Source organism: Candidatus Nitrosotalea sp. TS (assembly GCF_011319465.1).
Classification (GTDB): Archaea; Thermoproteota; Nitrososphaeria; order Nitrososphaerales; family Nitrosopumilaceae; genus Nitrosotalea.
Map to the genome: position 1 here is coordinate 74,683 of NZ_RCMB01000009.1, position 23,822 is coordinate 98,504.

Annotated in this window: 33 protein-coding genes, 2 tRNA genes and 2 pseudogenes; 18 read left to right on the plus strand and 19 right to left on the minus strand. The window is 39.2% G+C overall.

What is annotated here, in order from left to right:
• Window positions 1-117 precede the first annotated feature (117 nt).
• On the plus strand, window positions 118-468 hold the full coding sequence (locus DYY67_RS04435) for a DUF6659 family protein (RefSeq protein ID WP_166391099.1): 351 nt from the start codon (window positions 118-120) through the stop codon (window positions 466-468).
• Here DYY67_RS04435 and DYY67_RS04440 read toward each other — a convergent pair.
• A complete protein-coding gene (locus DYY67_RS04440) occupies window positions 465-1,361 on the minus strand; it encodes an ArsR family transcriptional regulator (protein ID WP_166391101.1) in 897 nt (298 codons plus the stop codon). The genes DYY67_RS04435 and DYY67_RS04440 overlap by 4 nt on opposite strands.
• Window positions 1,362-2,008: 647 nt before the next feature.
• Here DYY67_RS04440 and DYY67_RS04445 point away from each other — a divergent pair.
• Complete coding sequence (locus DYY67_RS04445; protein ID WP_166391103.1) at window positions 2,009-2,395, plus strand: hypothetical protein; 387 nt, start codon at window positions 2,009-2,011, stop codon at window positions 2,393-2,395.
• Window positions 2,396-2,399: 4 nt separating this feature from the next.
• Here the strand turns inward: DYY67_RS04445 and DYY67_RS04450 are convergent.
• Window positions 2,400-2,518: transfer RNA gene (locus DYY67_RS04450), tRNA-Leu, on the minus strand.
• A 98-nt stretch (window positions 2,519-2,616) separates the two neighbouring features.
• Here DYY67_RS04450 and DYY67_RS04455 point away from each other — a divergent pair.
• Window positions 2,617-2,690: transfer RNA gene (locus DYY67_RS04455), tRNA-Thr, on the plus strand.
• Between the two features lie 18 nt (window positions 2,691-2,708).
• Here the strand turns inward: DYY67_RS04455 and DYY67_RS04460 are convergent.
• From DYY67_RS04460 to DYY67_RS04490, 7 genes are all read right to left on the minus strand, one after another.
• Window positions 2,709-3,107 (minus strand): sensor histidine kinase, encoded by a 399-nt coding sequence (locus tag DYY67_RS04460; RefSeq protein ID WP_166391105.1) that lies wholly within the window; start codon window positions 3,105-3,107, stop codon window positions 2,709-2,711.
• The gene (locus DYY67_RS04465) at window positions 3,085-4,041 is read right to left on the minus strand and encodes a PAS domain-containing sensor histidine kinase (protein ID WP_166391107.1); all 957 of its coding nucleotides are present in this window, start codon (window positions 4,039-4,041) and stop codon (window positions 3,085-3,087) included. The genes DYY67_RS04460 and DYY67_RS04465 overlap by 23 nt, the downstream gene beginning before the upstream one ends.
• Window positions 4,042-4,246: 205 nt before the next feature.
• Complete coding sequence (locus tag DYY67_RS04470; RefSeq protein ID WP_166391109.1) at window positions 4,247-4,798, minus strand: AbiTii domain-containing protein; 552 nt, start codon at window positions 4,796-4,798, stop codon at window positions 4,247-4,249.
• A gap of 70 nt (window positions 4,799-4,868) precedes the next feature.
• A complete protein-coding gene (locus DYY67_RS04475) occupies window positions 4,869-5,711 on the minus strand; it encodes a Dam family site-specific DNA-(adenine-N6)-methyltransferase (RefSeq protein ID WP_166391111.1) in 843 nt (280 codons plus the stop codon).
• Between the two features lie 138 nt (window positions 5,712-5,849).
• The gene (locus DYY67_RS04480) at window positions 5,850-6,500 is read right to left on the minus strand and encodes an ammonia monooxygenase (protein WP_166391113.1); all 651 of its coding nucleotides are present in this window, start codon (window positions 6,498-6,500) and stop codon (window positions 5,850-5,852) included.
• 114 nt (window positions 6,501-6,614) lie between these two features.
• Window positions 6,615-6,977: a hypothetical protein gene (locus DYY67_RS04485; RefSeq protein ID WP_166391115.1), complete on the minus strand. Its 363-nt coding sequence runs from the start codon at window positions 6,975-6,977 to the stop codon at window positions 6,615-6,617.
• Window positions 6,978-7,084: 107 nt separating this feature from the next.
• Window positions 7,085-7,648 carry a methane monooxygenase/ammonia monooxygenase subunit C gene (locus DYY67_RS04490; RefSeq protein WP_166391117.1) on the minus strand — a complete coding sequence of 188 codons (564 nt, stop codon included), beginning with the start codon at window positions 7,646-7,648 and terminating at the stop codon, window positions 7,085-7,087.
• A gap of 265 nt (window positions 7,649-7,913) precedes the next feature.
• On the opposite strand from DYY67_RS04490, the gene DYY67_RS04495 reads away from it, so the two are divergent.
• Window positions 7,914-8,480 carry a methane monooxygenase/ammonia monooxygenase subunit B gene (locus DYY67_RS04495; RefSeq protein WP_166391119.1) on the plus strand — a complete coding sequence of 189 codons (567 nt, stop codon included), beginning with the start codon at window positions 7,914-7,916 and terminating at the stop codon, window positions 8,478-8,480.
• Between the two features lie 54 nt (window positions 8,481-8,534).
• Here DYY67_RS04495 and DYY67_RS04500 read toward each other — a convergent pair whose 3' ends face one another.
• The 5 genes from DYY67_RS04500 to DYY67_RS10735 all read right to left on the minus strand — a co-directional run bounded on the left by DYY67_RS04500 (window position 8,535) and on the right by DYY67_RS10735 (window position 11,905).
• Window positions 8,535-8,828: a hypothetical protein gene (locus DYY67_RS04500; RefSeq protein ID WP_166391121.1), complete on the minus strand. Its 294-nt coding sequence runs from the start codon at window positions 8,826-8,828 to the stop codon at window positions 8,535-8,537.
• 547 nt (window positions 8,829-9,375) lie between these two features.
• Entirely contained in the window at window positions 9,376-9,960 is a 585-nt protein-coding gene (locus DYY67_RS04505; protein ID WP_166391123.1) for a hypothetical protein, read from the minus strand.
• Window positions 9,961-10,396: 436 nt separating this feature from the next.
• Complete coding sequence (locus tag DYY67_RS10725) at window positions 10,397-10,609, minus strand: hypothetical protein (RefSeq protein WP_255492804.1); 213 nt, start codon at window positions 10,607-10,609, stop codon at window positions 10,397-10,399.
• Between the two features lie 29 nt (window positions 10,610-10,638).
• Complete coding sequence (locus DYY67_RS10730) at window positions 10,639-11,097, minus strand: ammonium transporter (protein ID WP_255492805.1); 459 nt, start codon at window positions 11,095-11,097, stop codon at window positions 10,639-10,641.
• Window positions 11,054-11,905, minus strand: a complete 852-nt coding sequence (locus DYY67_RS10735) for an ammonium transporter (protein ID WP_255492806.1) — start codon at window positions 11,903-11,905, stop codon at window positions 11,054-11,056. The genes DYY67_RS10730 and DYY67_RS10735 overlap by 44 nt, the downstream gene beginning before the upstream one ends.
• A 163-nt stretch (window positions 11,906-12,068) precedes the next feature.
• On the opposite strand from DYY67_RS10735, the gene DYY67_RS04515 reads away from it, so the two are divergent.
• Together DYY67_RS04515 and DYY67_RS04520 are read left to right on the plus strand one after the other, a co-directional pair.
• Window positions 12,069-12,230, plus strand: a complete 162-nt coding sequence (locus DYY67_RS04515; protein ID WP_166391125.1) for a hypothetical protein — start codon at window positions 12,069-12,071, stop codon at window positions 12,228-12,230.
• Window positions 12,231-12,302: 72 nt separating this feature from the next.
• Window positions 12,303-12,788 carry a hypothetical protein gene (locus DYY67_RS04520; RefSeq protein WP_166391127.1) on the plus strand — a complete coding sequence of 162 codons (486 nt, stop codon included), beginning with the start codon at window positions 12,303-12,305 and terminating at the stop codon, window positions 12,786-12,788.
• A 31-nt stretch (window positions 12,789-12,819) separates the two neighbouring features.
• Here the strand turns inward: DYY67_RS04520 and DYY67_RS04525 are convergent, their stop codons facing one another.
• Window positions 12,820-13,293 carry a hypothetical protein gene (locus DYY67_RS04525; RefSeq protein ID WP_166391129.1) on the minus strand — a complete coding sequence of 158 codons (474 nt, stop codon included), beginning with the start codon at window positions 13,291-13,293 and terminating at the stop codon, window positions 12,820-12,822.
• A gap of 369 nt (window positions 13,294-13,662) precedes the next feature.
• On the opposite strand from DYY67_RS04525, the gene DYY67_RS04530 reads away from it, so the two are divergent.
• Entirely contained in the window at window positions 13,663-13,812 is a 150-nt protein-coding gene (locus DYY67_RS04530) for a hypothetical protein (RefSeq protein WP_166391131.1), read from the plus strand.
• 23 nt (window positions 13,813-13,835) lie between these two features.
• Here the strand turns inward: DYY67_RS04530 and DYY67_RS04535 are convergent, their stop codons facing one another.
• Together DYY67_RS04535 and DYY67_RS04540 are read right to left on the minus strand one after the other, a co-directional pair.
• Window positions 13,836-14,327 (minus strand): hypothetical protein, encoded by a 492-nt coding sequence (locus DYY67_RS04535; protein ID WP_166391133.1) that lies wholly within the window; start codon window positions 14,325-14,327, stop codon window positions 13,836-13,838.
• Complete coding sequence (locus tag DYY67_RS04540; RefSeq protein ID WP_166391135.1) at window positions 14,324-14,581, minus strand: hypothetical protein; 258 nt, start codon at window positions 14,579-14,581, stop codon at window positions 14,324-14,326. Before DYY67_RS04540 ends, DYY67_RS04535 begins: the two co-directional genes overlap by 4 nt.
• A 124-nt stretch (window positions 14,582-14,705) precedes the next feature.
• Between DYY67_RS04540 and DYY67_RS04545 the strand changes: the two genes are divergently transcribed.
• Entirely contained in the window at window positions 14,706-15,059 is a 354-nt protein-coding gene (locus tag DYY67_RS04545) for a P-II family nitrogen regulator (RefSeq protein ID WP_166391137.1), read from the plus strand.
• Between the two features lie 87 nt (window positions 15,060-15,146).
• On the plus strand, window positions 15,147-15,677 hold the full coding sequence (locus DYY67_RS04550; RefSeq protein ID WP_166391139.1) for a hypothetical protein: 531 nt from the start codon (window positions 15,147-15,149) through the stop codon (window positions 15,675-15,677).
• A gap of 86 nt (window positions 15,678-15,763) precedes the next feature.
• On the opposite strand, the gene DYY67_RS04555 is transcribed toward DYY67_RS04550, so the two are convergent.
• Together DYY67_RS04555 and DYY67_RS10740 are read right to left on the minus strand one after the other, a co-directional pair.
• Window positions 15,764-16,033: a hypothetical protein gene (locus DYY67_RS04555; RefSeq protein ID WP_166391141.1), complete on the minus strand. Its 270-nt coding sequence runs from the start codon at window positions 16,031-16,033 to the stop codon at window positions 15,764-15,766.
• Window positions 16,034-16,286: 253 nt separating this feature from the next.
• Window positions 16,287-16,442, minus strand: coding sequence for a hypothetical protein (locus tag DYY67_RS10740; protein WP_255492807.1), 156 nt, complete (start codon window positions 16,440-16,442; stop codon window positions 16,287-16,289).
• A 107-nt stretch (window positions 16,443-16,549) separates the two neighbouring features.
• Between DYY67_RS10740 and DYY67_RS04565 the strand changes: the two genes are divergently transcribed.
• From DYY67_RS04565 to DYY67_RS11540, 9 genes and pseudogenes are all read left to right on the plus strand, one after another.
• Window positions 16,550-16,999, plus strand: coding sequence for a 30S ribosomal protein S15 (locus DYY67_RS04565; RefSeq protein WP_166391143.1), 450 nt, complete (start codon window positions 16,550-16,552; stop codon window positions 16,997-16,999).
• Window positions 16,999-18,417, plus strand: a complete 1,419-nt coding sequence (locus DYY67_RS04570) for a DHHA1 domain-containing protein (RefSeq protein WP_166391145.1) — start codon at window positions 16,999-17,001, stop codon at window positions 18,415-18,417. Before DYY67_RS04565 ends, DYY67_RS04570 begins: the two co-directional genes overlap by 1 nt.
• Window positions 18,398-18,622, plus strand: a complete 225-nt coding sequence (locus tag DYY67_RS04575) for a KEOPS complex subunit Pcc1 (RefSeq protein ID WP_320415966.1) — start codon at window positions 18,398-18,400, stop codon at window positions 18,620-18,622. The genes DYY67_RS04570 and DYY67_RS04575 overlap by 20 nt, the downstream gene beginning before the upstream one ends.
• On the plus strand, window positions 18,622-19,884 hold the full coding sequence (gene serS / locus DYY67_RS04580) for a serine--tRNA ligase (RefSeq protein ID WP_166391149.1): 1,263 nt from the start codon (window positions 18,622-18,624) through the stop codon (window positions 19,882-19,884). The genes DYY67_RS04575 and serS overlap by 1 nt, the downstream gene beginning before the upstream one ends.
• A 152-nt stretch (window positions 19,885-20,036) precedes the next feature.
• Window positions 20,037-20,654, plus strand: coding sequence for a 30S ribosomal protein S3ae (locus tag DYY67_RS04585; protein WP_166391151.1), 618 nt, complete (start codon window positions 20,037-20,039; stop codon window positions 20,652-20,654).
• A 29-nt stretch (window positions 20,655-20,683) separates the two neighbouring features.
• Window positions 20,684-21,106, plus strand: a complete 423-nt coding sequence (locus DYY67_RS04590) for an RNA-binding domain-containing protein (protein ID WP_166391153.1) — start codon at window positions 20,684-20,686, stop codon at window positions 21,104-21,106.
• A gap of 238 nt (window positions 21,107-21,344) precedes the next feature.
• Window positions 21,345-22,755 (plus strand): annotated as a pseudogene (locus tag DYY67_RS04595) (NAD(P)/FAD-dependent oxidoreductase).
• A 50-nt stretch (window positions 22,756-22,805) separates the two neighbouring features.
• Window positions 22,806-23,604, plus strand: a pseudogene (locus DYY67_RS04600) (AAA family ATPase).
• Window positions 23,604-23,822 carry a hypothetical protein gene (locus DYY67_RS11540; protein ID WP_320415967.1) on the plus strand — a complete coding sequence of 73 codons (219 nt, stop codon included), beginning with the start codon at window positions 23,604-23,606 and terminating at the stop codon, window positions 23,820-23,822. Before DYY67_RS04600 ends, DYY67_RS11540 begins: the two are co-directional and overlap by 1 nt.

Genomic DNA, 23,822 nt, shown 5'->3' on the forward strand with positions numbered 1-23,822 from the left:
TTTAACTATTTTGGACAGGTTTCCACAAGAGATCTCGATAAATAGTTGTGACTTCTATATCACCTCTGTTGCCAAGAATCAACCTGCCAGTGCATTTGGGCGATAGGATGACAGGCCATGGATTATGAAAAAATATGCAAAAAAGTAATGGATCTTGATCCTAAGATCAGGTTTGCGGGTATCATAAATGAAAAAGGAAGATTGTTTGCAGGAGGGATGAGAGAGGGATTCAAGTCTTTAGAGGATTCAAGAGACGACGAAATGCTGTACATGGAATTGGTCCTGAGAGCAAAAATGAGGCGCGAGTTTGACAAGGTGCTAGGGCCAGTACAATTTGCCATGTCATACAGAGAAAAAGTGATAATCATGAGCTTTCCCGTAAAAGAAAATGTCTTGCTGTTGTCAACAGAGAAAGGAATTGATTTCTCAGAGATTCCATTTAAGATAATAAAACTTTTGTCGCATTAATTCTGGGAACTTTCAAAAACAGTCTGGGACCACTGCAGTAACGCTTCCAAATCATCTGAGATAAAATCTGCCGTAACTTTTGGCTTTTTCGTAATTTTGCTGCATAGTGCAAGATAGAGATTCTTGCTAAATTTCTCCTTGCTTGCATCAACTGCTTGAGAGAAGAACTTGATTGCACCTTCCGTAGAAGAAAATATGACAACTATCATCATTCCCTCTCTTTTTACCCACACCTTGTTGAGAAACCTCTGCAAATCAATATCAAATAATACATCTATTGCAGAAGACATGTCCCCCAAAAGCGATACTTTCCATTCTTCTGTCTGAAATGCAGATGCAGCGGCTTGCGCAAGAAGTGAATTTTGGTAATCAGTTGCGACAATTACAATATTCTTCTTAGAGTTTACCTCTTTTTCTGATAGTCTGATTAGATATATTGACGACGATATTATCTCGTCAAGAAAGTTCTTTTCCGACTTTCCTATCTTTCCGCTTTCATAAGAATTTGCCACAGCGTCTATTGCAGGTACGATTACCTCACTTACCAGTTTGGACGGGTTTGCGCCAGAATGCAGTGATGTTCTCATGAGATTGTGCGCCTCATGGCTTGCTGCAGATAAGACATATTCCAGATACCTATTTTTTACCTGGAAAAGATCTGCTGGAAAATTTAGCTGGTCCACGCCTTTTTCAACAAACCACAGGCTCATGCTGCCAATGCTTTTTTGTTTGATAAGGCCTTCTGCTGCAAAAACTTTGAGATATTTTGACATTGTTACCCGGTTGATACGAAGTTTTTCGGCAATCTCCATGCCGGTAAGGCCGGTTTTGGATTTGCTTAGAGCATCAATCAGTTTTTCCTTTATTTGTTCAGGATTGTATCCTCGTGTCACTGGTTCCTAATCGGGTTCTCTGGTATTTAGAATTATTAATTCAGCAGAGACCTAAATTTTAGGCCCCTGCTGACAGGTACTTTGGTATGGTCTGGTATGGTCCAAGTGCTGCAGGGTGGATGTTCAAATCACAAGCGGCGCACTATTGATGGTATAAACGCAAAAAAAGTAATTAAAAACCGCGCATCATTAATACTAAATACTTAAAAGTTCGAATCAAAGATTCGCGATTTTACCATTCAAAGAAACGGTAGATCTGATTTAAAATACAATCTGAAAACAGATCAAAAGATAATTAGAACATATTCATTAAGCTTGGAGGCAGGCTTGTGTTATGGCAACTATTGCTACTGAACTCATTGTCAGAGTCTGTATTATTACATGCGCCTTTTCAATAATTTCCTACGCAGTGATACACAATATCATAGCACATAACAATCAATCAGGTACAGCCATTCCACTTCTTTTTGTTATCTTTGGAGTGGTGATGTTGATCAGCATTCTGTTTTGCCTCAGAAAATATCACGTATGGAATGCCACAAAATAGACAGCGCAGCTTGCGCAAATAAGATCTGACAACAAGTTAACAATTCCACGTTCAGAACCGTTAAATATCAGTACTTTAAAGTACGGTATAGGTACATAATTTGCCAAAAGCGGGTTTCAAATCAATAACAGTTTCAGAAGAAGTCTACAACAGATTCCACGACATCTACAAGAAAAACAGGCACGAACTTGCAATGAAAGGCGTCAACAGCTTTGCAGGATACATTACATTCATGATGGAAGATCTTATGCAAAAGGACGAAACCTTTGCAAGATATGCACCCAAGCTAGAAAAAATATCAGCCGATGGTGACAGAGTAGTGATAAAAGACAACATCAAAAACAGAATTGCAGAAGTTGCAGTTCAAAACGGCGAGCTTTATTGTTTATTGTGTGACGAGAAAGACTGCGTCCATGTCGGATTTGTATTTTCACTTTCCGAAGTGTACGAAGTTTTAAACGCTAGAGGAATCAAGCACCAAAGATAAAAGGTGCAGGAGGTGGGATTTGAACCCACGAACCCCTAAGAGACGGGATCACCCATTTTTATGATCTTAAGTCCCGCGCATCCAAAGGCCATGCCTTCTTTGGCCAGGCTCGGCGACTCCTGCGTTTTATTAGCACAAGTTTGGAGAAATTAAACGTTTTATGAAAAATATTTTCAAAACCAAGTAAGATTAATAAGGATTCACAAGAGCGAGCATGTCATGCTTCGATAGCTCAGCCTGGTAGAGCGTTACCTTGGTAAGGTAAAGGTCGCGGGATCGAATCCCGTTCGAAGCTTAATGTTTTTTGATGACTTTATTTTGGAATTGAAAAATAAAATGTGGTTCCTTCCGCTTCCTTACTTTCAAACCAAATTTTTCCGCCAAGATTTTCTACAATCCCCTTACAGATGACCAGTCCAAATCCACTTCCTCCATATTTTCTTTTAAAGGATAATTCCACCTGGTAAAATTTCTTAAAAACTGATTCTTTTCTCTTCTCAGATATTCCTATTCCGTTATCTTTGACATGAAATAAGATGGAATTTCCTTCCTCACGTGCTGAAATCTCAATTTTTCCCCCCTCTTGCGGAACAAAGTCAACTGCGTTTTGTACCAAATTGTAAAACACCTGCTTCAAGCGCATTTTATCGCTAGTAAGTGCATATTTTGTAGAGGCATGAGAGACAAATTCAATCTTCTTTTCTTCCATCATTGGGGGAGAAAACATCATCCATATTGCGCATAAATTCATCAACTTGCAATATTTCCTTTTTAAATTCCATTTTGTTGCCGTTGAGTTTTTGCACATCAATTATGTCTTGTATTAATTGTTCTAATTTACCAGCATTGTTATGAATCTCATTTACTGTTTCAAGCTGTTTGGCGTCTAGGTTTCCAGCTACAGAATCTTTTAGAATATCACAGTACTTTTTTACTCGTTCTGTAGGTATTTGACATTCTTTTGAGACCATCATGTAAAACTCCTCTTTTAGTGCATCCATCTTCTTCAATTCATCGAGTTGGATTTTTTGCCTTTCATGATCATCCACGATTTTGTGCGCATGATAAGTTTCAGAAATATCTCTTATCATGGTATTACTTCCAATTAATCGGCCTTTGTCGTCGTATATGTTATTTGCACTAAGCAAGGTCGGAAATGTACTACCATCTTTTCGTTTAAGCCAGATCTCCTCGTTTTCAACCCTGCCGCTTTTCTTCCAGCTTTCAAATGTTTTTTGCATATTCTCTCTGCTCTGCTCAGCTGTATGTTCAAAGAGGGATTTTCCAATAATGTCGCTTTTTTCATTACCAAAGTTCTTCACGTATATTTGGTTGCACTCAATTATTATTCCATCAGTGTTAACAGTTCGCTGCATGACAGGAGACCCTTCATAAAGATTCTTGTATTTTATCAGTTCCTGAAAAGAATCATTCTTTGAAGAGTTGTTTTCAGATTGTTGAACAAGGATATTTTTTCTTGGTTTTCTACCACTTAGCCAAACAATAATACCGCCAGCTGCTGCGCCCACAACACCTACCGAGAAGGCCTGGCTTGCATAAGGGGTAGTAGGATTTAACCCGTAAGCGGCAGCTAACAAACCTAAGAGTCCTATCAACAGGCCGCCGATGGAACCAAACGAGCTCATGTTTTCCTTTTCTTGGCATCAAAAATTTGGCCAATAGTTGTTGAATGATTAGAGTCTAAAAGTACAACTGGAATCAGTAGATTGTGACAGAATACTTTTGAATCCTTGCCAACCCCTAACAATGATAAGATAAGGTGAAACCAGAAGATTAACTTTTCATGAGTTGCCTGAAGCGAATCACTAAATTTAGAAATCAGTTATGTGGCTATGACACTTGGCCAAATTCAAGAATCGATATGATACCGTCAAGAAATTCCTGAGTTCTGCTCTTGAGTCCCGTTAACACCTGGTTTATCTCATTTTTTGAGACTTTTGCCTCATGTATTCTTACGTTTTTTGACGCATAATCCATCCCATGGTCAGTGATGAATTTATTGAATTTTTCAAAAAACTGATTCCCTATTACAATCTGATTGCTGTTTTCAAGATCCGCCACAGAGTGATATATGATTGATTTGCCAAAAAGATTCGCAATGTCAGGCGGCAGAGATATCATGTTCCCGTACAGATCATAGAACTTCCAGTCAGTTTTTCTATAGTTTGGTAGGTTATCGTAAAGTTGGTCCCGAGTCTTGTATCTTACCAGATATCCATTTAATTCAAGTTCTATCCAGTAATTCTCGTCCAAGATCTGGAGTGTTTTGCATATCTGCTTGCATGCCAACAGTATGTCGTGCAGCGGCTTTTTTTCCTCCAAGAGTTCCACACTTACAGATTCAGCAAGATGCAATAGATCACTTTTTTCTGTATTGCTCACACTTTACAACTCTAAAGCATCTCTGATTTTACTTTATCTGATGATACCGCCAGACACTAGTAATTTTTAATCAAAAGTTCAGTGTGGCCAGTTCTTTTCTGGATACAGAGTTTATGAATCGATTTGCATTTATCTCTATAATACCATCAGAGAACTCGTCGAATAGTTCTATGATTTCATCAGATTTTGAGTTTGATAACAACACCTTGACCCCTTTTTTGTCTAGTGCCTTGAATTTGGCAAACAGCCTTTCCTGGTCCTCGTAACCGAAATCTTTTCCTGTATAGCTTGTAAAGTTTGCAGTCTCGCTTACTGGCTGGTATGGCGGGTCCAGGTAGACAAAGTCTCCACTTGATGCATTTTTGAGTGCCCGCTCAAAATCCTGGCATTTAATTGAGATCTCTTTTGATTGTAGTATCTCGCTTACTGCAAGAAGGTTTTCCTTGTTTACGATATTTGGATTGACATACTTGCCAAGAGGCACATTGAATTTTCCCTTGCTGTTTACCCTATACAGTCCGTTAAAACATGTCTTGTTGAGAAAGATGAGTTTTGATACCTTATCAATCTGGCCTTTTGGGTTGCTCTCGCGAATCTTGTAATAGTATGAACTTGCGTTCTTTGAATAATATGCAGAATGCAATTCCAAGGCAGAAATCAATTCTTTTACTCGGTCTCGTATTGTAACATAAGACAAGACTAGATCAGAATTCAAATCAGAGACAAACCATTTGACACGTCTTTCTTGAGAGACCAGGCTGAAAAACACTGCACCTCCGCCCAAGAATGGTTCAAAATATCTCTCAAACTTTGGAACATGATTTGCAATCACAGGCAAGAGTTGTCTTTTTCCTCCAGCCCACTTTACAAAGGGCTTTGGTGTAGATGAAATTAATCTATATTCTTGCTTCAATACAGAATAATTTCAAAATAGAATTTCCTCTACGATGATAACAAAAGATCACACATTGTGTAACTTTTTTTAATCAAAGTGATGTTGAGGAAACCTAAGGCTAGTCCTAATAAAATAAAGTAAAAGGAAAAGGGGGTTTTAGTCCCATTTAGACCAAGCTGCCATCCATCTGTAAGTCCAGGTTGTTAATTTGCAGCCTAATGCAGTCATTGTGACTGTCAAAACTGCGCCCGCACCTGCACCTAACGCTACAGGACTATCATAGAACTTTCCGACTTGAGGTTCTATAGGAGTCATGTATGGAGGCAATGTAGTCCTTGGATACTTGAATGCAGTCTCTAATGGATCATCTATTGTCAATAGATTAACCATGTTAAACATCGACATTGACATTCCACACAGCACACCTCCAACCAAGATAAGCATGTGCTTGTTTCTCTTGGTTGCCCAATACGCCAGATCCATCAGTATTGCAGATGGGATCCATATTGGTACAACGATGAAGCTGTACGGATATCCTAAGGAGAACCACGCACCTTTTGCAATCCATGTATACACTGTCATTATCAGCGCATAGTAGGTTGCTGTTCCTGGTACACCAGTGAACGTAAGGTAATATGCTGCACCGACTGCGAGCATCAATGATTGTGATAAAGTGAATATCACATATGATGTCCATGCCCAGTCAGTATAGAAGATGTAGTCTCCCGCGTTGATTGTCAACAAGGTCGAGTTTACTGCTACCACTACTATGAATAAGTAGTGAGTACATCGTCTTAGCCAGACCATTAGCTACTAATGACTAGGTGATGTATATAAAATTTTATGATGTACGAGATCAGCATTATAGAAAGCCTAGGCTGAGGCGTATTTAATAAAAGAAAGGAAAAATGGATATTCCTTTTATCCGAAGAAGAAGCAATCTGTCAAAACTGTTGCGACGGCGATTGCTGCGATCACACCTGCGATAAGACCATTGTATGTCTTTGCCTTATCTGTACCCTCTGTTGCTACTTTAACACAGAATAGGTATCCAATAGACTCAATGATGGTCAAAACAGTCAGTGCAAAATGTGCACTTGGCGGTGGATATGCCCACGGATAGTAGGTAACTGCAACGGCAACTCCTCCCCATGTGCCTAGCCACAAGGCAATGAATATGCCTGTGATTGGACCAATGTAGTTCTCTATACGTCTACCAATCATCTTGGAGACATCAGAACTTGAGGCGCCGCCACCTGAACCGAATCCTTTTGGTAAGGTCATTTGGCTTAATTAGAAAGGCATTTGCTTTTAAGTTTTTCCCGAACGAAAGCACTAATTTCACATTAGTTGATCTCAAAAATAAGAAAAAATGCGCGTTGTGCGCGTGTTTATGGGATTGATCTGCTGTACAGTTTGCCTTCTAAGGCCATCTTGTACATCTCTGCAACGTATGGGTTCTCACCTGGTGTTTCTGCGCCAAGTTCGACAAGACGTGCGTAGACTCTAACTACATAGGCAAGTGCGCCCATGAATGCTACGACTACACCCATATTGAACATCCAGTGGTTTGGAACTGCAAAGATTTCCTCTACATACCAAAAGTGCCACAATTCATTAACACCGATTGTAAACATGGTTGCAAGATAACCTAGAATAGTCATCTTAAGACCAGTATTCATCGAGTTGTTTGGACCTCTCAGGATTGGTACCTTTCTGTCATACATTGCTACTGAAGCCCAACCTAATGGTAGAGCAATAAAGTGGCTGTATAACCACCAGTGTGCTGGTGTGAAGGCACTGTCTCTGATGGATGTTTGATGTAAAGAGCCGTCAACAAAGTTGTCGACCTCTACTGATGCAGCGACAGATCCCATTGCGATGATGATCATCCAGATCTTCTTCAGTCTCTGGATCTCAACTTCTTTTGGAATAAGTGCCGGCATTTGTGCCATGTATGGTGAGTTGTTAATTGTTTATTTAAAGTATCAGTTATAGAAACTACAATATTAATTCTATTTATTACATATCTAGCCTAAAAATTATAAAATATATCTAACTCCAGAATGAAATACTAGTATTAATTTAGTAGCAAATAATCAATGCCACCATGATGAACATGGATGTTAATCATCATTTGCCTCACGTTTATTTCAGATCGACAACAGGCAGGGCAAAACATATATCATTGTTGTTTGTCAGTTGGATTAGTTAAGCGATATGGTCGATAAGAAGTTTATTGTAGCTGCAATCAGTGTGATAGTCGCACTCGGAGCAGTTGGACCATCAGTTGCACAAATGTTCCAACATGCAGAAGCTCACGGTGTACAGGCACAGCTGCAAAGCCGTTTCGTTAGGATAGACGATGAGACTTGGTCTAAACAATCTGTCCAAACAGGCGATACTCTGACAGACTCTGGCAAGTTTACGAGCCTCGTAAACAGAGACCTAAGAGGCTGGTACACAGTATACGGTGACTCTCCAAACGCAGGTAACAGATGGGAGATCGTCGCAAGAGATCCACCTGGAAACGTAATCACGATTCCAGCAAACGGAGTGGTTCCATACAAGCTCACAATTAGAGCTCTAGAACCAGCAGTATATCACATGCATACGCAGCTTAACATAGCAAGCATCGGTCCAGGTCTTGGTCCAGGACAAACAATAGTCGTAACAGGCGACCCAATCGTAAAACCAATTCCATATACAAACATTGTATATCAATCAATAATCATTGGAGTCGGTTATGCGGTTACATTTGCAACAAGACCTTGGCAAGTGATTTAGAAAAATCACCCCCTCTCTTTTCATTTTATTAAAGTCCCCGACTTGATAGTTTACTTATCTGAATAATCCTTTATTTTCACGATTAAATTCCAAAGTCCACTTTCTGATGTAATATGTTGGCACTCCAACTGTTATCGGCAAGGCAATTATCATTCCGGCAGGCCAAGATATTGCCAAGTTGATTACCAGTGCAATGAAAAAAATTACAACCTCAACTATAACTCCATAAAACACTTTTTTGATTCGATAAAATGCAATCATCTGCGAAATAAAACTTGGAATTAACGCAAGAACTAGTTGACTTTTGAGGCCGACTCGTTTAGTGTTGTTATCATTATCTGAGCTCACAGCAAATCCTTGGTCTTTGCCATACTAATTCCTGCCTATTGAGGCACAGTGAAAATGTACGCCTACGCATACACGATTTTCAGATACTAGTAGCTTTACTAGTATCTTGAAAATTGATTGCAGAGTACGACTTTTCATCGTACTTATCGACGAAATTCTAGTAGCGATGCAAAGATGTTCTATGTCATGTGCACTTTTTCCATCCAGGATGATTATCCCATTCATGTCCAAGTACCGACATGTAGAATGCGACAATCTTCAGATACATGAAATTTCTTGATGTTCAATTTCAGCTTATTTTCAATTTCAAGAAAAATTTTCTTGCTTCTGAGTGTTGTTTCAACAGATATGATTCTAGGATTATGTATACGGCAAAAATTCCAAATAACATACTTTGGTTTCAGATAATCGTTTTATTAAACTTTCAATTTGTAAATCTGTTATCGAAAATTATTGAGTTATCAATAGTTTATTGACAGATCATCAAAATCTGCTCCAGTATCATCCTTGGTCCACAATCCAACTTGTCCTGTCAGATAGTATTGGATTATTGGCTTTGATAAACTCTACACCATCCAACCAACCGCCTATGCCTTGGGACGATATGGTGGCTTGCAATGTATGCCACTGTCCCTACACTGACTATAGCGTGAGCTTCGTAATTACAAATTAGGAATTCAGTGTCGGATTTGCACAGTGAGATTCTATTATTCAGTGGGTCCAATACCAGAACAAAATAGTGACTTGGATCCATAAAACGCACTATTAGGCCTGCTTGTTCTACAGCATGACCTGGAATTATCTTAATTTTCACGCTTATTTGTGCATCAGATACCATAGGAGAGTTTGGCATTATTTGCATATGGTACCCCGAGCTGTTCGCTACAGGCGATGCTACTAGCACATTAGGCGGCGATGGAGCCGAGCTATCAGACTTTACCATCCACAGTCCCGATGGAGAATTTAATTGAAAAGGCGCAAAGTCTGCAGGCGCAGTATTATTTTGATAAGAATCAAAACTCCATTCTTTTGAATGTGTGTAATTGAAGCCGTTTAATGCATTGTAAAGTGCAACCGTTACTCCTATAGCTGTAATTACTGCAAAAATTAGCAATCTTCGTTTTCTGTTCAAACGAGACGATTGGCTTTGGACAAATAATATCAAGGATCCTCGTAATGTGGTTGATATAAACAAACCTAATCTCTAAAAAATTATTTTAAATTACAATAAAAGTTTGAAATTTTTATTTGCGTCGTCTTGGTTTTTGTTTTGACTTCCACCTATCGTATCCCCATCGCGTTATGGCAAATACGCCAAGTGAGAAAAAGAAACCTCCCAATAAACATGAAGATCGGAGTTCGCGTATAAAATCGACCACAAAAATCCTATGCATTCCACTTACAAATTGCAAGCCACAAAATACTAGCCATCTATCGACCATCGCTTGAGTCTAAGCCCCCATCCTTTTTACCGTTTCTAAAATCAATACAAACTCAAGTCTCATTTTGATCATATTTTAAGTACCCAATAGAAAATAAACAGAAAAATAAAGGGGTTCTTGAAAGCGCTACTCCGCAAACTGCGAGTATGCCCTTTCTCCTACTTGTGCCAAGTCTAAGCCTATCTCTTCCTCTTTTGGCGTTACTCTTACACCACCAGGCCAAATTGCATCCTGTATTCTCCATATGATGTATGTGATACCAAATGACCATGCTGCACCGAATCCTGCACCTTCACAGTTTATCACAAACTGCATTGGGTTTCCGAAAGAATAGTCCATTGTGACCATACGGATTGATACGTGTTTCGCTAAATGCACCCGTTAAGAGAGCACCAACGTACACCGCCCATTCCGTGTACACCCCAAGTATCTAGAGCATCATCTATTCTTGCCCTATTCTTTATCAGGACACAATAGAAGCAGACAGTTGCGCATGCAAAGCCTACAATTATTGATGCCCATGTGCCTATGAATCCAGATGCTGGCGTAATTGCCACAAGTCCGGCTACTGCTCCGTTACAAGCACCTATCGCACTCGCTTTCCCAGTGTGAGCCCAAGCCAAAAACATCCACCAAATTGCTGCAACAGCTGTTGCAAGGTTTGTGTTTTGGAATGCTTGTGTTTCAAGGAAACCTGCAAATCCTGCGCTTCCTGGGTTGAAACCGAACCAACCGAACCAGAGGAGTATAGCACCTAACATGATTAGCGGAATCGAATGAGGTTCAAATGGAGCCTTTCCATAACCTATTCTTCGTCCAAGGAACATGGCTGCAGCTAATCCAGCAAAACCTGATGTAATGTGGATGACTGTACCTCCCTGCAAAGTCTTCTGTTCCTATTTTAGCTAACCAACCTACCGAAGTACCCTGACTTCCAAGTGACCAGTTTGCATGTCCAACAAAGTCGTAGATGAACGTAGTCCATAATACGATGTGTATTAGGAACGCACTCATCTTCACTCTATCAGCATATCCTGCGATTGCTAATGCAGGTGTGATAGCAGCGAACATGAGCTGGAACATCACATAGGCCAAATGTGGAATTGTTGGTGCATAAACATCAGCTGGTGCATTATGGAAGACGTTATTGAGTCCAACCCAATCCAAGTTTCCAATGAAACCATATGGATCTGCAGATGGACCGAACATGATTGAATAGCCCCAAATGACCCACTGAACGCTGACAATTGAATATACCATGAAGTTTTGTAAGATCACCATGAGTGCCTGTTTTCTTCGTGACAAGCCACCGTATAGGAAGCCTACACCTCCCGGAGTCATAATCATGACGATACAAGCTGCGATGTACATGAAGGTCGTGTCTCCCGTATCAATACATGGAGCTTCGCTACCACCAAAAGTTCCGTTGCCTGGTGGCGTCATTGCTTGACCACAGTGAATTTCATTTGTCTTTTGAGGATTGGCAAGATTACCAATCGGACCAAATTGTGCGTTGGCCTCTTGCATTGCAGTGAATCCTGACATTGTAACAACCAATGTTGCCAGGGCAAAAACGATAGGCCATTTGTGCTTAGATAGTATCTGTAATGGCATTCTCGAGATTGTTTCCGACATCTTTTCGTAGAGAAGGTGCCGTCTATAAAAGGTATTTTATCCTAAAAACTTCTTTTTATGATACAGTAACAACTGATCGCCATTTTGATCATCAAACATGGTATCATAAAATTTCAAAAAATCTTAAAAAAAATTATTATACAAGCTACAAAGTATGTTTGACATGGCAGAAGCGGACATAACTATATTCGTTGCAACCGCAGTTGCTCTTGGAATTACGATTGCCATTTACTTTGGTGAAAGGGCGTATCGATACAAGAGAATCAAAGAAGGCAAACATGTCGGAACTTATGGAATGACATTTGAAGGCGAAGGCCATCCATAAAATCCACGTTATTTTTAATATTTTCATATCAACAAGATAGATTGATTTACTATAACAGGTTGCATCATTTTAATGAGAATTAATATCGATGATGATGAGTACATCACAGCCTCTCTTCCAAAGATTTGGGACATTGCTCACGGATTATCAGGTTTCTTCCATAAAAGCAAGGAAGGAGTTCTTGCATTAACAAACAAAAACCTGATCTTTGTGCCAAGATTCCTGCAACTCATGTCAAAAGAGAGAGAAAAGTACTTTGGGGATGACAAGGCCAAAGTAACAAAACTTGCCCATTATTCCGAGGCGGATCTAGATGAGGACATATCCAAGAATTCCAAGAGCTGGATATGCCCGTTAAATTCCCTAGTAGATGCAGAAAGCGTTACAATAAGAAAAGTGAATTTTCTGAGAATAACGTTCAAGGATAAAAAAAACCAGTTAAAAAAATATGATTTTGCAATAACAAGATCAGTGATAAGCTACCCACAGAGACAACCATTGATGTATTATAGCTTGGATTGGACTGACTGGATAAATTTGCTAAAATCACACATGTAGTGTTTTCAAAATCTATTTCAGAGATTCGTCATCAATATTTGTCAGGTCTACTCTGCAGATTCTTAATTGACCTTGACAGTATGAAATCTTGTTCTATTTCAGATTCGGCTGGAAATTTGACGTCCGTGACTCTTTTTATATATTTGAATATCTCAAGTTCATATGTTTCTTTTTTTGGGATATACAGTGCAAGCTTCAGATTGGCAGTGCCTTCATAGTCTTCTTTGAATTGTTTGTAATGTTCAGAAATCTTGAGAGATTTTAAGAAAACCCATGTAGTTGACAATATGCGTGATTGACAGTAAAGAACAAAGTCATAATTAGACTCTTTTTCTACAAATCTGATTTTTATCTCATCGTCTGGAAAATATTTTATTATTTTGTTCCAAATATTGCCAACCTTTTTTCTTCCATCAAACATTAGGAAAATTGTTGGTTTAACATCATACATGTGGTATCCAAGACCTAGAAAATCATCAAACCAATCAATTTTAGTGTCAACCATACAAAACGTTTGAAAACATTTACTGTATTTAACATTAGACCTATTGAACTATTATTCATAATGAAACATTAGAAAGCTACATTATATACAAGAGTTGAATTTTTTACATATTGAAACCAAGCAGAAAAAGTGTAGATGAAATTCTCAGTATGTCTGAGAGAGAACTGAAGCCAGTATCTCAGAGAAACTGACAATACGTTACAACCAACAGACTCGATTAAGATAATGCCTTTTGAACATGGAATCAAGGCACTCTACTATCACAAAGATCTGCCAAAACCGTACAAAACTCGCGTTTTCCTCAAGAATGATGAGAATTAATTTATTGAAATATAGGAGTACATAATTCTACTCTGCATAATTAGATCTGTGGGAAATAAGCAACTAGTTACAAGATACAAATATGTCACACTGGCAATTGGAGGCATGGAATATCTAGTTACACCGTACGAATGGATTCCAGAAAATTCAGTTGTGATCAGAGATGAAAAATCAAATACAATTATTGGTATTCCATAAAATAAAAGTATAAAAAAGTGTAGTTATAGGATGCTGTCTTTGGGTTTAAGTTCGCGCCATTTTCCACGAGCCCAGAATCCCCACTTTACCTTGTCCTCAGATGTGTAGTAACATTTTTCGTTATGAGGACATTCGAGGCATTTCTCTGATGGTTCGATTGTAGGAGCTACATTATTTTTCAACAATGTGTTCAATATACGAGCTCTACGTTTGGTTTCACCCATGAGTCTGTTACTTCTTGGAACTTGGAATTCCATTTCATTTCCTTCCTTGTCGAAGTAGACAATCACTCCTTCAGGTTTGTCAAACATGTGCAGATACGAATTCAGTTGTATGAAGTGTTCTGGATATGGCATTTCTGGTAATTCATCTACTGCCTTGAACACCATCGCTACATCGTCTTCAACTCTTTCTGCTGTACCAACTAGTTTTACGCCAGAGCCTGCATCAAGTTCTCCCGTTACGGGTTTTTCCATGATGCTCAATGCACTCTTTTGCATAATTTTTGACATCATCTGTTTGTGACTTTTCTCAGATGGATCTTTCTATCCAGATATGAAGCTCGCAAGCAACCGCTGACCTCATCAACTGTTACTTTACCTTCGTCAGCTACTGTTGGATTAATTGCTGCAAAAACTTCTTCTATCACATCATAGACGTCAAATTTTGGTGCTGCGTCACCTGCTGCTCTGTAGTTATCTATTCCTTGTTTGAGCTTTTCTTGAACTTTTCCTACGATTGGAACCTTCTTGACTTTAGATTCGCTCATTCTTTCAAAATTGGGATTTTGTTCTATAAAAGGTATTTTATCCTAAAATTATCTTTCTATGATATTAGTTCTTCTTGAATATACTTCTAAGCAATAATTTTAATAAAAGCATTTCATAGTTGCAATGAATCTAGCTATGAAGAAAATAGAAGCTGTAATTCCAGAAGACAAGTTAGAGCCAGTCTTTAGTGCATTAACGCAACTTGACATCGGTGGCTTCACATATTTCACAGCAAAAGGTAGAGGAAAAAGACCAAGAGAGATGGTCTCATCCGGTAGAAGTGGACGATTTCAATCTGCCTATAATGTGAACATAAACATCTATGTGGTAGTACACGATAACATGGTGGACAAAGTTGTGGATGCCATAACATCTCATGCAAGTACTGGCATGTCAGGTGAAGGCAAGATATTCATCTATAATGTAGATGACGCCATAGATGTAGGAACCAAGAAGCGCGGCGAGTCCTCACTCTAAATTTCTTTTACATATTTTTCACCAAATTATTTTAGCATCGCATACAAGATGTGAATGTATATAACTCGATCAGCCTAAAACAAGCTCATGATCTGGCCAGGAATGGGGGATCCTTCAAAACGAAGAAAAACCTTCAGATATCTTGCAATTACGGCGGCCATAGGAATCGGAATAGCACTAACCAATACCTTAGTAATACAAAAAATAGTAAAAGCAGATGATCCTCTTTACCAATGCATAAACGGCCGTGACATAACCTACCAAATAAGTGCCACCATGGAGATCTACGTAGACGGAGTAAAACAAAACATACCTGCCAATATTGGGATTACACCAAACTGCCAACGGTCAATGTACACTCTATCAGATGATGGAGTAATTCATGCTGCCTGGACCAAGCCATATGCATTTACGGTTGGCCATTTCTTGTGGATAAGCGGGTTTGATTATCGCGATACGGATGACAAAACGTCCAAGATCTATGTCAACGGACTAGAGTCGCCTGATTTCATAAATACCGTTTTACAAGATGGTGCCACTTACAAGGCTGAATTTGTCACAAAGAACAGTGAAGGCGCACCAACATTTACCCCCCCTACTAGTCAGAACAATCACTAATCTTACGACATCTAAAGCAAATTAGAAACACCAAAGAATCTTACGATACCTTGGGCTTGATTAAAAAGAAGGAAAAAGGAGGAATTCTACCAGTATTTGCCGTTGTCTGGTATCAGACCAATACCTTCGCGCTCAAAGTGCTTATCGAGTTCTGCCACCCATCTTTCGCGGACAGCGCTTTGACCCAATCCGTGGGCTCTGAGCCAGAAAGCAATGACGCCGAGTAAGAATACTGCGAACATCATCGTTGCAAATATGTAGGTCATGACGTCGTAAAAGAGCGGGTCATAGTTTGGACCTATTTGACCTGCAAAGTTAGATAGCATGCCTACGAGCATGAATATCGCGCTCATCATATTATTCAAAACAATTTATGTACGATATATACATTTCTGTGGGATTTGGCAAGGCAGATCCCTGCAATAAATAATAAAATAAGAAAAAGAGAAGATCTAGTGCTGTTTTCTTGCTTTTTCCACTTGCTTTGCTCTTACGACGAAAGCAATGAAGATTCCGCCGAATATTGCGCCAGAGATAATTGTTGCGCCAATGACTCCATTAGCGTCAAGGTATGGCGTACCAGAACCAGCGTGTGGATTTGCTTGTACATCAGCTATTCTTGATCGCGCTAGCTTCAGCTGCTCTTCTAGGAGTAACCGTACCACCGCCTCCCACACCTGCGTACTGTGCCGCAGCGTATGGAGCAAATGATGAGACTACGAAGAGAGTGAGTAGTGCAGCTCCAATAATTATTGGTTTGTTCATTCTATAGCACCTACTCAAAATGACTTCTGTTGATATTTAACTCTTATGCAATCTGGAGCATCCGATCTGCAAGTAACATTTATGTTTGCTGAAAAAACAAGCGCTTCGTGGGACGACTCCATTCACATAGACACGGAAAATCTCATTCCATCAGACCTGTTACTCCTAGTTCACCAACTTGGATAAAGCAGACTCCAGATGAGATAGAAGAACTCGTAGTAAAGTATGCAAAAGAGGGTCTTAAGACAAGCGAGATTGGCATAAAGTTACGAGATCAATATGCGATTCCACTTACCAAGCAAGTTGTTAAAAAATCAATAGTGCAGATTTTGGAACAAAGAGGAGTCAAGCCAGACATGCCAGAAGACCTCAACAATCTTGTTACAAAGGCATTAGGTCTGCAAAAGCATCTAAAGGCTCACAAGTCCGATAAGAGAAATGTCAGATCGCTTGAATTGTTAGAGGCCAAAGTTCACAGGTTGTCCTCATATTACAAGAAGATCGACCGCATTCCCAAAACTTGGAAATATAAGGCAGTCATTGCTCAACTTGAGTAATGAGTAAGCTTGACCAAGCATTATCCTATTTTCATGACAAAGTTTCTGATTGCATAAGGTCTGGCAAAAATATTTCTGTAATAACTCATCTAGATTGTGACGGAATTACATCTGGAAGTATTGTAACAAAATCTCTTATCAGATCTGGAGCAAAATGTACTGTTAAAACAGTCAATGAGTTTAGCAAAAATTTGATTGATAAACTCAAAAACGATTCAAGGCAATTTCACATCGTAACTGATCTTGGAGGAGGATTTGCAAAAGAATTGGATGGTGCACTTGATGATAACTGGATGGTTGTTGACCATCATCAAATTCCTCAAGAAGAATTGGATAATGAAAGAGTCATCAATGCCTGGAAATATGGCCTAGATGGCGGATTGGACGTATCAGCCGGCGGTATGGCATATTTAGTTTCAAATGCATTACACAAAGAAAATACAGATTTGGCGTGGATTGCAGTAGTAGCTGCACTAGGAGACAGACAGGATCAGGGAGAGAAAAAATCTTTTACTGGCGTCAACCTCGAAATTGCTGCAACAGCAAAAAAGAATCACCAGGTTGAGATTGATCTTGACATACTTCTTGTAGGAAGAGAAACAAGACCACTTCCCGATGCTCTTGCCTTTACATCACAGCCTTTCATAGAAGGTCTCACGTGGAATCGCGATGCATGTCTCTCATTGTTAAATTCATCTGGAATAAAACTCAAAGATGGCGGCAGGTGGAGAGTGCCATCAGAACTTACTGAAGACGAAAAAAGGACTCTATTACAAACTATTTCAAAATTCATTCCAAGCAAGAATGCTAGTGATATTATTGACGAGCTTGTCGGTTACACATACACGCTGGTAGGAGAGGACAGACGAAGCTTCTTGCGTGATGCAAGAGAATTCTCTACAATGTTAAACTCGTGTGGCAGAATACGCAAGGCCGGCGTAGGGGTTGCAATATGCATGGGAGATAGAACAAAAATGTTGCAAGAAGGAGAGGGCATTTTGGTAGAATACAGGACATTTTTGAGAACATACATGAATACACTATCAAGCGAAAGATGGAGGGTAACAGACAATGGTTCTTACGTACTTGTAAATGGCGAGGGCCTAGTACCAGAAAACATGACAGGGGCAGTATCTTCACTTCTTGGAGGTTCACAAAAAAACACTGGAAAGATAATAATACTTAGAACAAATGGCGAGGAGGGCACCATAAAATTCTCTTCACGAAAATCAACAGGCTGCAAATCAGAAGTGAATTTAGGGCTACTCATGAGAGAATGTGCTTCAAGAGTTTCAGGAGTAGGTGGCGGGCATAATGCTGCCGCCGGTGCCAGAATTACCAAGGATAAATTAGATGAATTCCTAGATTACCTGCAAGAAAATGTCTCTAGAATGCAAAGTGCAAGTATTTCTAAATAACATTTCTGAAAAAAAGGCAGAAGCTATTCGCAAAGCTTTGGAACCTGACAATGTAGATTTTCCAAAGGATTTGTCCTTTAAAATTGAAAATGCCAAAGAAGCGCTAATTCTTACATTTGAAGGTAAAGGAAATATACGAACACTGATCTCTACTATTGATGAAGTTCTTGAACAAACTCAAGTTATTCTCAGAGTGACCAGTTAATGCTAGATCCAAAACTCATCCGAGATAGTCCTGACAAAATAAGAAATATGCTCAAAGCAAGAAATGTGGATTTCTCGCTTGATGAACTCATAAAACTAGACAAAGAAAGAAGAGAACTGATAATAAAAACAGACGAACTGAGAAAAACAAGAAATCAGATATCAGTAGAGATTTCAAAGAAAAAGAAAGCAAATGAAGATTCGTCAAGTCTTATCGAACAAATGCGCTCAGTCTCAGAGAATTTGCAGAGACTAGAAGAGACTCAGGTCAGAGCTGAAGAATCGTACCAGAAACTTTCCCTAACGCTACCTAACATGATTCACGAGTCAGTCCCTACTGGAAAGGATGAAACGGCAAACAAGGAAATAAAAAAATGGGGAAACATCCCCGTGTTTGATTTCAAGATACGAGACCACATAGACTTGACACAAAGTCTTGATCTAGTGGATCTTGAAAGAGCTGCTAAAGTATCTGGTGCAAGATTTTACTATCTGAAAAATCAACTTGTCAAGCTAAACCAATCATTAATCCAGTTTGCACTAGATTTTCTATCTGAAAAAAATTACACGCCCATTCAAACTCCCTACATGATAAACAAGAATTCCATGGAGGGGGCAATAATTGCACATGATTTTGAAGATGTGATTTACAAGGTGGAGGGAGAAGATCTTTACCTAATTGGCACATCAGAACATGCAGTCGCTTCAATGCATGCAGACGAGATAATAGAAGGAAAAAGTTTGCCTCTCAGATATGCAGGAGTTAGCCCGTGTTTTAGAAAGGAAGCAGGAGCCCATGGCCGTGACCAAAAAGGGATATTTCGAGTCCATCAATTTGAAAAAGTAGAGCAATTTGTTTTTTCAAGGCCTGAGGAATCTTGGAATGAGCATGAAAAAATGCTTGCCATCGTAGAGGAATTTTATCAAAAAATTGGGTTACCATACAGAGTCGTGTTACTTTCAAGTGGTGACATGGGAAAGGTTTCTGCAAAAACATATGATCTAGAGGCATGGATGGCAGGTCAGAACAATTACAGAGAGATAATCTCTTGTTCGAATTGTCTTGAGTTTCAGGCAAGAAGGCTCAAGATAAGATTCCGCGATAAGACAAACGAGCAACCACAGTACCTTCATACGCTAAACAGCACTCTTGTTGCAACTACAAGAACAATGGTTGCAATACTGGAAAACTTTCAAACAAAGGACGGACACATAGCAATACCAAAGGTTTTACAGAAATACGTCGGTACAAGCACAATCTAAAATATTGTACAAATCACATATCACGATAGTTTAAGCCGCAAAAAGTTACTTTAAAAAGTCTTTAACGTCGGCTTGAGGAGAAGTTTAGATCTTGTTTTGAGTACGAAAAGTATTGACATAACTTATATTTTGGCTTCAAAGGTTGGTTTTAGTTGGCACGCCAAAAGACTACAAGAGTCAAAGACAAGTGGAGAGAGAAAAAATGGGTTACAGTTATCGCTCCTTTAGCGTTCAACAACGCACCAATTGCGTATATTCCCATAACTGACGATGAAAGTGCTGTCGGCAGAGTTGTCGAAGTTACCTTATTTGACATTGTAAAAGGCGATCCTTCTCAACATCAATTCAAGCTTTACTTCCAAATAAGCAAAGTAGAAGGAGATACTGCGATTTCAATCTTTAAACGATATGAGTATGCCAAGGAGTTTCTCAGAAGCCTTGTGCGACGCGGCTCTTCTTTGATTACTTTGATCGGAGATGTAAGAACTAAGGACGGATATCTTTTCAGAGTCAAGATTATTGCCTTAACTCAGAAAAAGCTTAACACCTCAAGAAAGCATGCTTTGAGGCTGATTGCAAAGGACGTAATGGCAAAAACAATACCAGAGATGACAATAGACCAGTTTATCCAGGCTACTGCTTTTGGTAAGATAAATTCTGACATAATGGCAGCAGTTAAGAAAGTAATTCATGTAAGGCACATAGGAATCGAAAAGGCAAAACTAATCAGAACTGCAGAAGCAGAGACTGTCCTGTTGCAAGCCAAATAGTTTAATCGCCATACAAGATACTTAGTGCTATGGCAAACCAAGTAGAAGTGAGTATCGAGGTGATACTTCACGCTACTGAAGATAGCAACAAAATTTTCATGCCCCTTTTTGACATATTTCAGGTAAAAGAAGAAGAGTTTGCACAGGAGAAAATCGTAGGCCACTATGGAAATACAATCCTGCTTTTTAGAATCATACTTACAAAGAAAAGGGCGGAAGGCTTTGTAAAGACGCTGGTTTCCAAAGTTTCTAAATTACAGCTAGATGAAATTCTAGATAACATTGACATGTACTTTGAAGATTCTTCTTTATTTCTCAGAATAGGGAAAGGCGAACTCGCAAGAAAGAACATCAGCTTGCAACAAAATAATGCAGTAAAAATTAGGATAAAAGTTCCAATTTACAAAAAATCCGACATTACAAAAACATATACTGAATTATTGAAGGTCTAAATTACAAAATTTTCTGTCTTTGAAGCATAGTTTAATAGTATTTGAAGACCCAAGACAAAAGGGAATGAGGTAAAATATTTTGCCGCTCCAGTCTGAGCATACGCTGTGAGGAAGCCGCGACGAACCGACCCAAAAACCTGATCTGTGTAGATACGGTTCTTTTAAATAGAGTAGATCCCGTTTTTTGGCTGTGAAAACTGATTACGACATTATAGTAGCAGGTGGAGGTTTGGCTGGAATGATCGCAGCACAATCAGCCGCTTTCTATTCAAATCAAAAATTATCAATTCTAGTTATAGATAGAAATCAAGAACCAACCGTAGGTAAGAAGACAATAAACGGTTGGATTTGCGGAGATGCAGTAGGTAAGAACACTGTCGATTACATGACAGAGAGAATAAAGATCAGTTGGGGAAATCCAGAGATTGAACATCCCGTTAAAGGAGTGATGGCCTTTTCACCAGATAGAGAAACTTCAATTCCTTTTGATGGAGACGGTTTCATGCTAAATAGACAACAACTGCCCAAACGTCAGCTTAGTGACTCAAGGAAGATGGGAATCAACATGCAGTTTTCTGTGGCACTAAGAAGTCTCACATATGAAAACGGTGCTGTTGTAGGAGTAGAAGGAACCAATCTTATCTCTAATGAACCATTCAAGAAAACTGCAAAGATAGTGATTGATGCCACAGGCGTTACATCAATGCTAAGAAATGGACTATCCATAAGTTCAAAAATTGAAAAAAAGATTGACCGTGACGATTTAGAATCCACGGGAAGACACATAATGAAATTCGAGCATGGCGTGGATGATAAGATAGATTTTGACCCAGATTACTGCATCATACATTTAGATCAAGACATTGCTCCTGGAGGATACGGCTGGGTCTTTCCCAAGGGTCAAAATAAAGTAAACATAGGATTAGGCGTACAGCAAAAAGAGCTGCTGAAAAGAAATCAAAGGTTAGGAAAAAGCGATGATGTTACCAAATTGATAAACGATTATGTCAAGATTAACAAGGCAATAAAGAATCCCAGATTATCTGATGACCAAAGTGACTCAGTAAATGTAACAGGCAATTGGCAAGTCTCAGTAAGAAGACAGAATGATTGCTTGGTTGCAAATGGATACATGTTGGTAGGCGATTCTGCATGGATGCCAAAACCACTAGATGCTGGAGGCATCGGTCCTGCAATAGTTGCTGCAACAATAATTGGAAAGAACGCGGTTGAAGCAATCGAAGCAGGAGACGTCAGCGAACGAGGATTATGGCAATACAACATTGATTTCATTAATGATTACGGCTACAAAACTGCAGGACTTGAGATCTTCCGAAGATTACTCCAAACTCTGACAAATGAACAGATAAACTATGGAATGAAACACTTTTTGTCAAAGCTGGATGTTGAGGCCATAAGTAAAGGAGAGCATCCTGACTTTGGAACAGTTAGGAAAGCTTGGAATGATGATAAGAGGAGCTTTGAACAAAAAATTAGCTGAGGGATTAAGGTTTACTGCACAACAAAACAAGGCTTTGACAGAGCATTACCATGATTTTCCAAAGACACCAGATGGTTACGATGCATGGCATAAGACGCTACATAAGATCCTAGACGAGTCTTATGCAAGACTTGAAAACCAGAACTAGTGCGGATAAATTAAGACAGTCTTAAATTAAGGAAAAATCAGTTATCAATTATGCTAGCGGAGCAGTTGTACATAGACTGGAATAATTCCTTTGAAATTTTAGATAAAGCATATGCCTCAGGCCTATTTGTTCTCATAATAGGCCCAAAGGGCAACTGGTAAAACTACGCTTGTCAGAGAGTTTGCTGCAAGAAAAAAGATGAAGCTTGAATCAATTAACTTTAGTTTAAGAACTCGTGAGAGCCACCTGATAGGTTCAAAAACGCTAGAGAGTGGAACAGTGGGCTTTGAAGAAGGCATACTGGTAAAATCTATGAAAGAAGGCAACATGCTTTATCTTGATGAGGTAAACTCGGCTGAAGCAGATGTTTTGCTTAGATTAGATGAAGCGTTGGATGATAGAAGGCAGCTAGTACTCAAAGAATCTAGCGGTCAGTTAATTGAGGCTGCAAAGGGATGGTTTGTGATTGCAACTATAAATCCACTATCACATGTTGGTACCAAAGAACTTCCGCCACAGTTGCTCAGTAGATTTCCAGTAAGGATTAGGCTTGATTATCCTCCAGAAGATGTCGAGTTACAAATAGTAAAAAAATATGTAAAAGGGTCCCATGAAAATGAGCTCGCTCAGGGAATCAGGCTTGCAAATACATTACGACAAGCAGCCGCAGTTGAAGAATTGTATTATTCACCCAGTCTGCGTGAAACCATAGCATTTGGCAAGATACTTGATTCCGGAATGAAACCAAGACAAGCTGCCGACATTGTATTTGCAAATGTATATGCACAGTGGGGCAATGTAGAATATCAAAAAGTAAATGATATCATAACATCGATGTTTGGAAATTGATGCGTTCACTACAACTAAGAAATGACACAATACTTGAGATAGGCACGTTTCTAGTTCGACGATGGTCTGGAAAGGAAAATATCACTTTAAACATCAAGGATCAAAAAGAAGTCCAAACAAAGTTGACGGGAAAACAAAGTTGTAATTTTCCCATTGGACAAATACCAAGGCACAGATTTTCAAAAATACAGACAGTTCAGAACTGCTCTCTGGTATGA

What these genes read in the sequence shown, in the direction of transcription:
- DYY67_RS04435 (WP_166391099.1), top strand. Translation starts at nt 118, where the DNA reads ATGGATTATGAAAAAATATGCAAAAAAGTAATGGATCTTGATCCTAAG.
- DYY67_RS04460 (WP_166391105.1), bottom strand. Translation starts at nt 3,107, where the DNA reads ATGATGGAAGAAAAGAAGATTGAATTTGTCTCTCATGCCTCTACAAAA.
- DYY67_RS04465 (WP_166391107.1), bottom strand. Translation starts at nt 4,041, where the DNA reads ATGAGCTCGTTTGGTTCCATCGGCGGCCTGTTGATAGGACTCTTAGGT.
- DYY67_RS04480 (WP_166391113.1), bottom strand. Translation starts at nt 6,500, where the DNA reads ATGGTCTGGCTAAGACGATGTACTCACTACTTATTCATAGTAGTGGTA.
- DYY67_RS04485 (WP_166391115.1), bottom strand. Translation starts at nt 6,977, where the DNA reads ATGACCTTACCAAAAGGATTCGGTTCAGGTGGCGGCGCCTCAAGTTCT.
- DYY67_RS04490 (WP_166391117.1), bottom strand. Translation starts at nt 7,648, where the DNA reads ATGGCACAAATGCCGGCACTTATTCCAAAAGAAGTTGAGATCCAGAGA.
- DYY67_RS04495 (WP_166391119.1), top strand. Translation starts at nt 7,914, where the DNA reads ATGGTCGATAAGAAGTTTATTGTAGCTGCAATCAGTGTGATAGTCGCA.
- DYY67_RS10725 (WP_255492804.1), bottom strand. Translation starts at nt 10,609, where the DNA reads ATGGACTATTCTTTCGGAAACCCAATGCAGTTTGTGATAAACTGTGAA.
- DYY67_RS10730 (WP_255492805.1), bottom strand. Translation starts at nt 11,097, where the DNA reads ATGTTCCTTGGACGAAGAATAGGTTATGGAAAGGCTCCATTTGAACCT.
- DYY67_RS10735 (WP_255492806.1), bottom strand. Translation starts at nt 11,905, where the DNA reads ATGTCGGAAACAATCTCGAGAATGCCATTACAGATACTATCTAAGCAC.
- DYY67_RS04515 (WP_166391125.1), top strand. Translation starts at nt 12,069, where the DNA reads ATGGCAGAAGCGGACATAACTATATTCGTTGCAACCGCAGTTGCTCTT.
- DYY67_RS04520 (WP_166391127.1), top strand. Translation starts at nt 12,303, where the DNA reads ATGAGAATTAATATCGATGATGATGAGTACATCACAGCCTCTCTTCCA.
- DYY67_RS04525 (WP_166391129.1), bottom strand. Translation starts at nt 13,293, where the DNA reads ATGGTTGACACTAAAATTGATTGGTTTGATGATTTTCTAGGTCTTGGA.
- DYY67_RS04535 (WP_166391133.1), bottom strand. Translation starts at nt 14,327, where the DNA reads ATGATGTCAAAAATTATGCAAAAGAGTGCATTGAGCATCATGGAAAAA.
- DYY67_RS04540 (WP_166391135.1), bottom strand. Translation starts at nt 14,581, where the DNA reads ATGAGCGAATCTAAAGTCAAGAAGGTTCCAATCGTAGGAAAAGTTCAA.
- DYY67_RS04545 (WP_166391137.1), top strand. Translation starts at nt 14,706, where the DNA reads ATGAATCTAGCTATGAAGAAAATAGAAGCTGTAATTCCAGAAGACAAG.
- DYY67_RS04550 (WP_166391139.1), top strand. Translation starts at nt 15,147, where the DNA reads ATGATCTGGCCAGGAATGGGGGATCCTTCAAAACGAAGAAAAACCTTC.
- DYY67_RS04555 (WP_166391141.1), bottom strand. Translation starts at nt 16,033, where the DNA reads ATGATGAGCGCGATATTCATGCTCGTAGGCATGCTATCTAACTTTGCA.
- DYY67_RS10740 (WP_255492807.1), bottom strand. Translation starts at nt 16,442, where the DNA reads ATGAACAAACCAATAATTATTGGAGCTGCACTACTCACTCTCTTCGTA.
- DYY67_RS04570 (WP_166391145.1), top strand. Translation starts at nt 16,999, where the DNA reads ATGAGTAAGCTTGACCAAGCATTATCCTATTTTCATGACAAAGTTTCT.
- serS (WP_166391149.1), top strand. Translation starts at nt 18,622, where the DNA reads ATGCTAGATCCAAAACTCATCCGAGATAGTCCTGACAAAATAAGAAAT.
- DYY67_RS04590 (WP_166391153.1), top strand. Translation starts at nt 20,684, where the DNA reads ATGGCAAACCAAGTAGAAGTGAGTATCGAGGTGATACTTCACGCTACT.
- DYY67_RS11540 (WP_320415967.1), top strand. Translation starts at nt 23,604, where the DNA reads ATGCGTTCACTACAACTAAGAAATGACACAATACTTGAGATAGGCACG.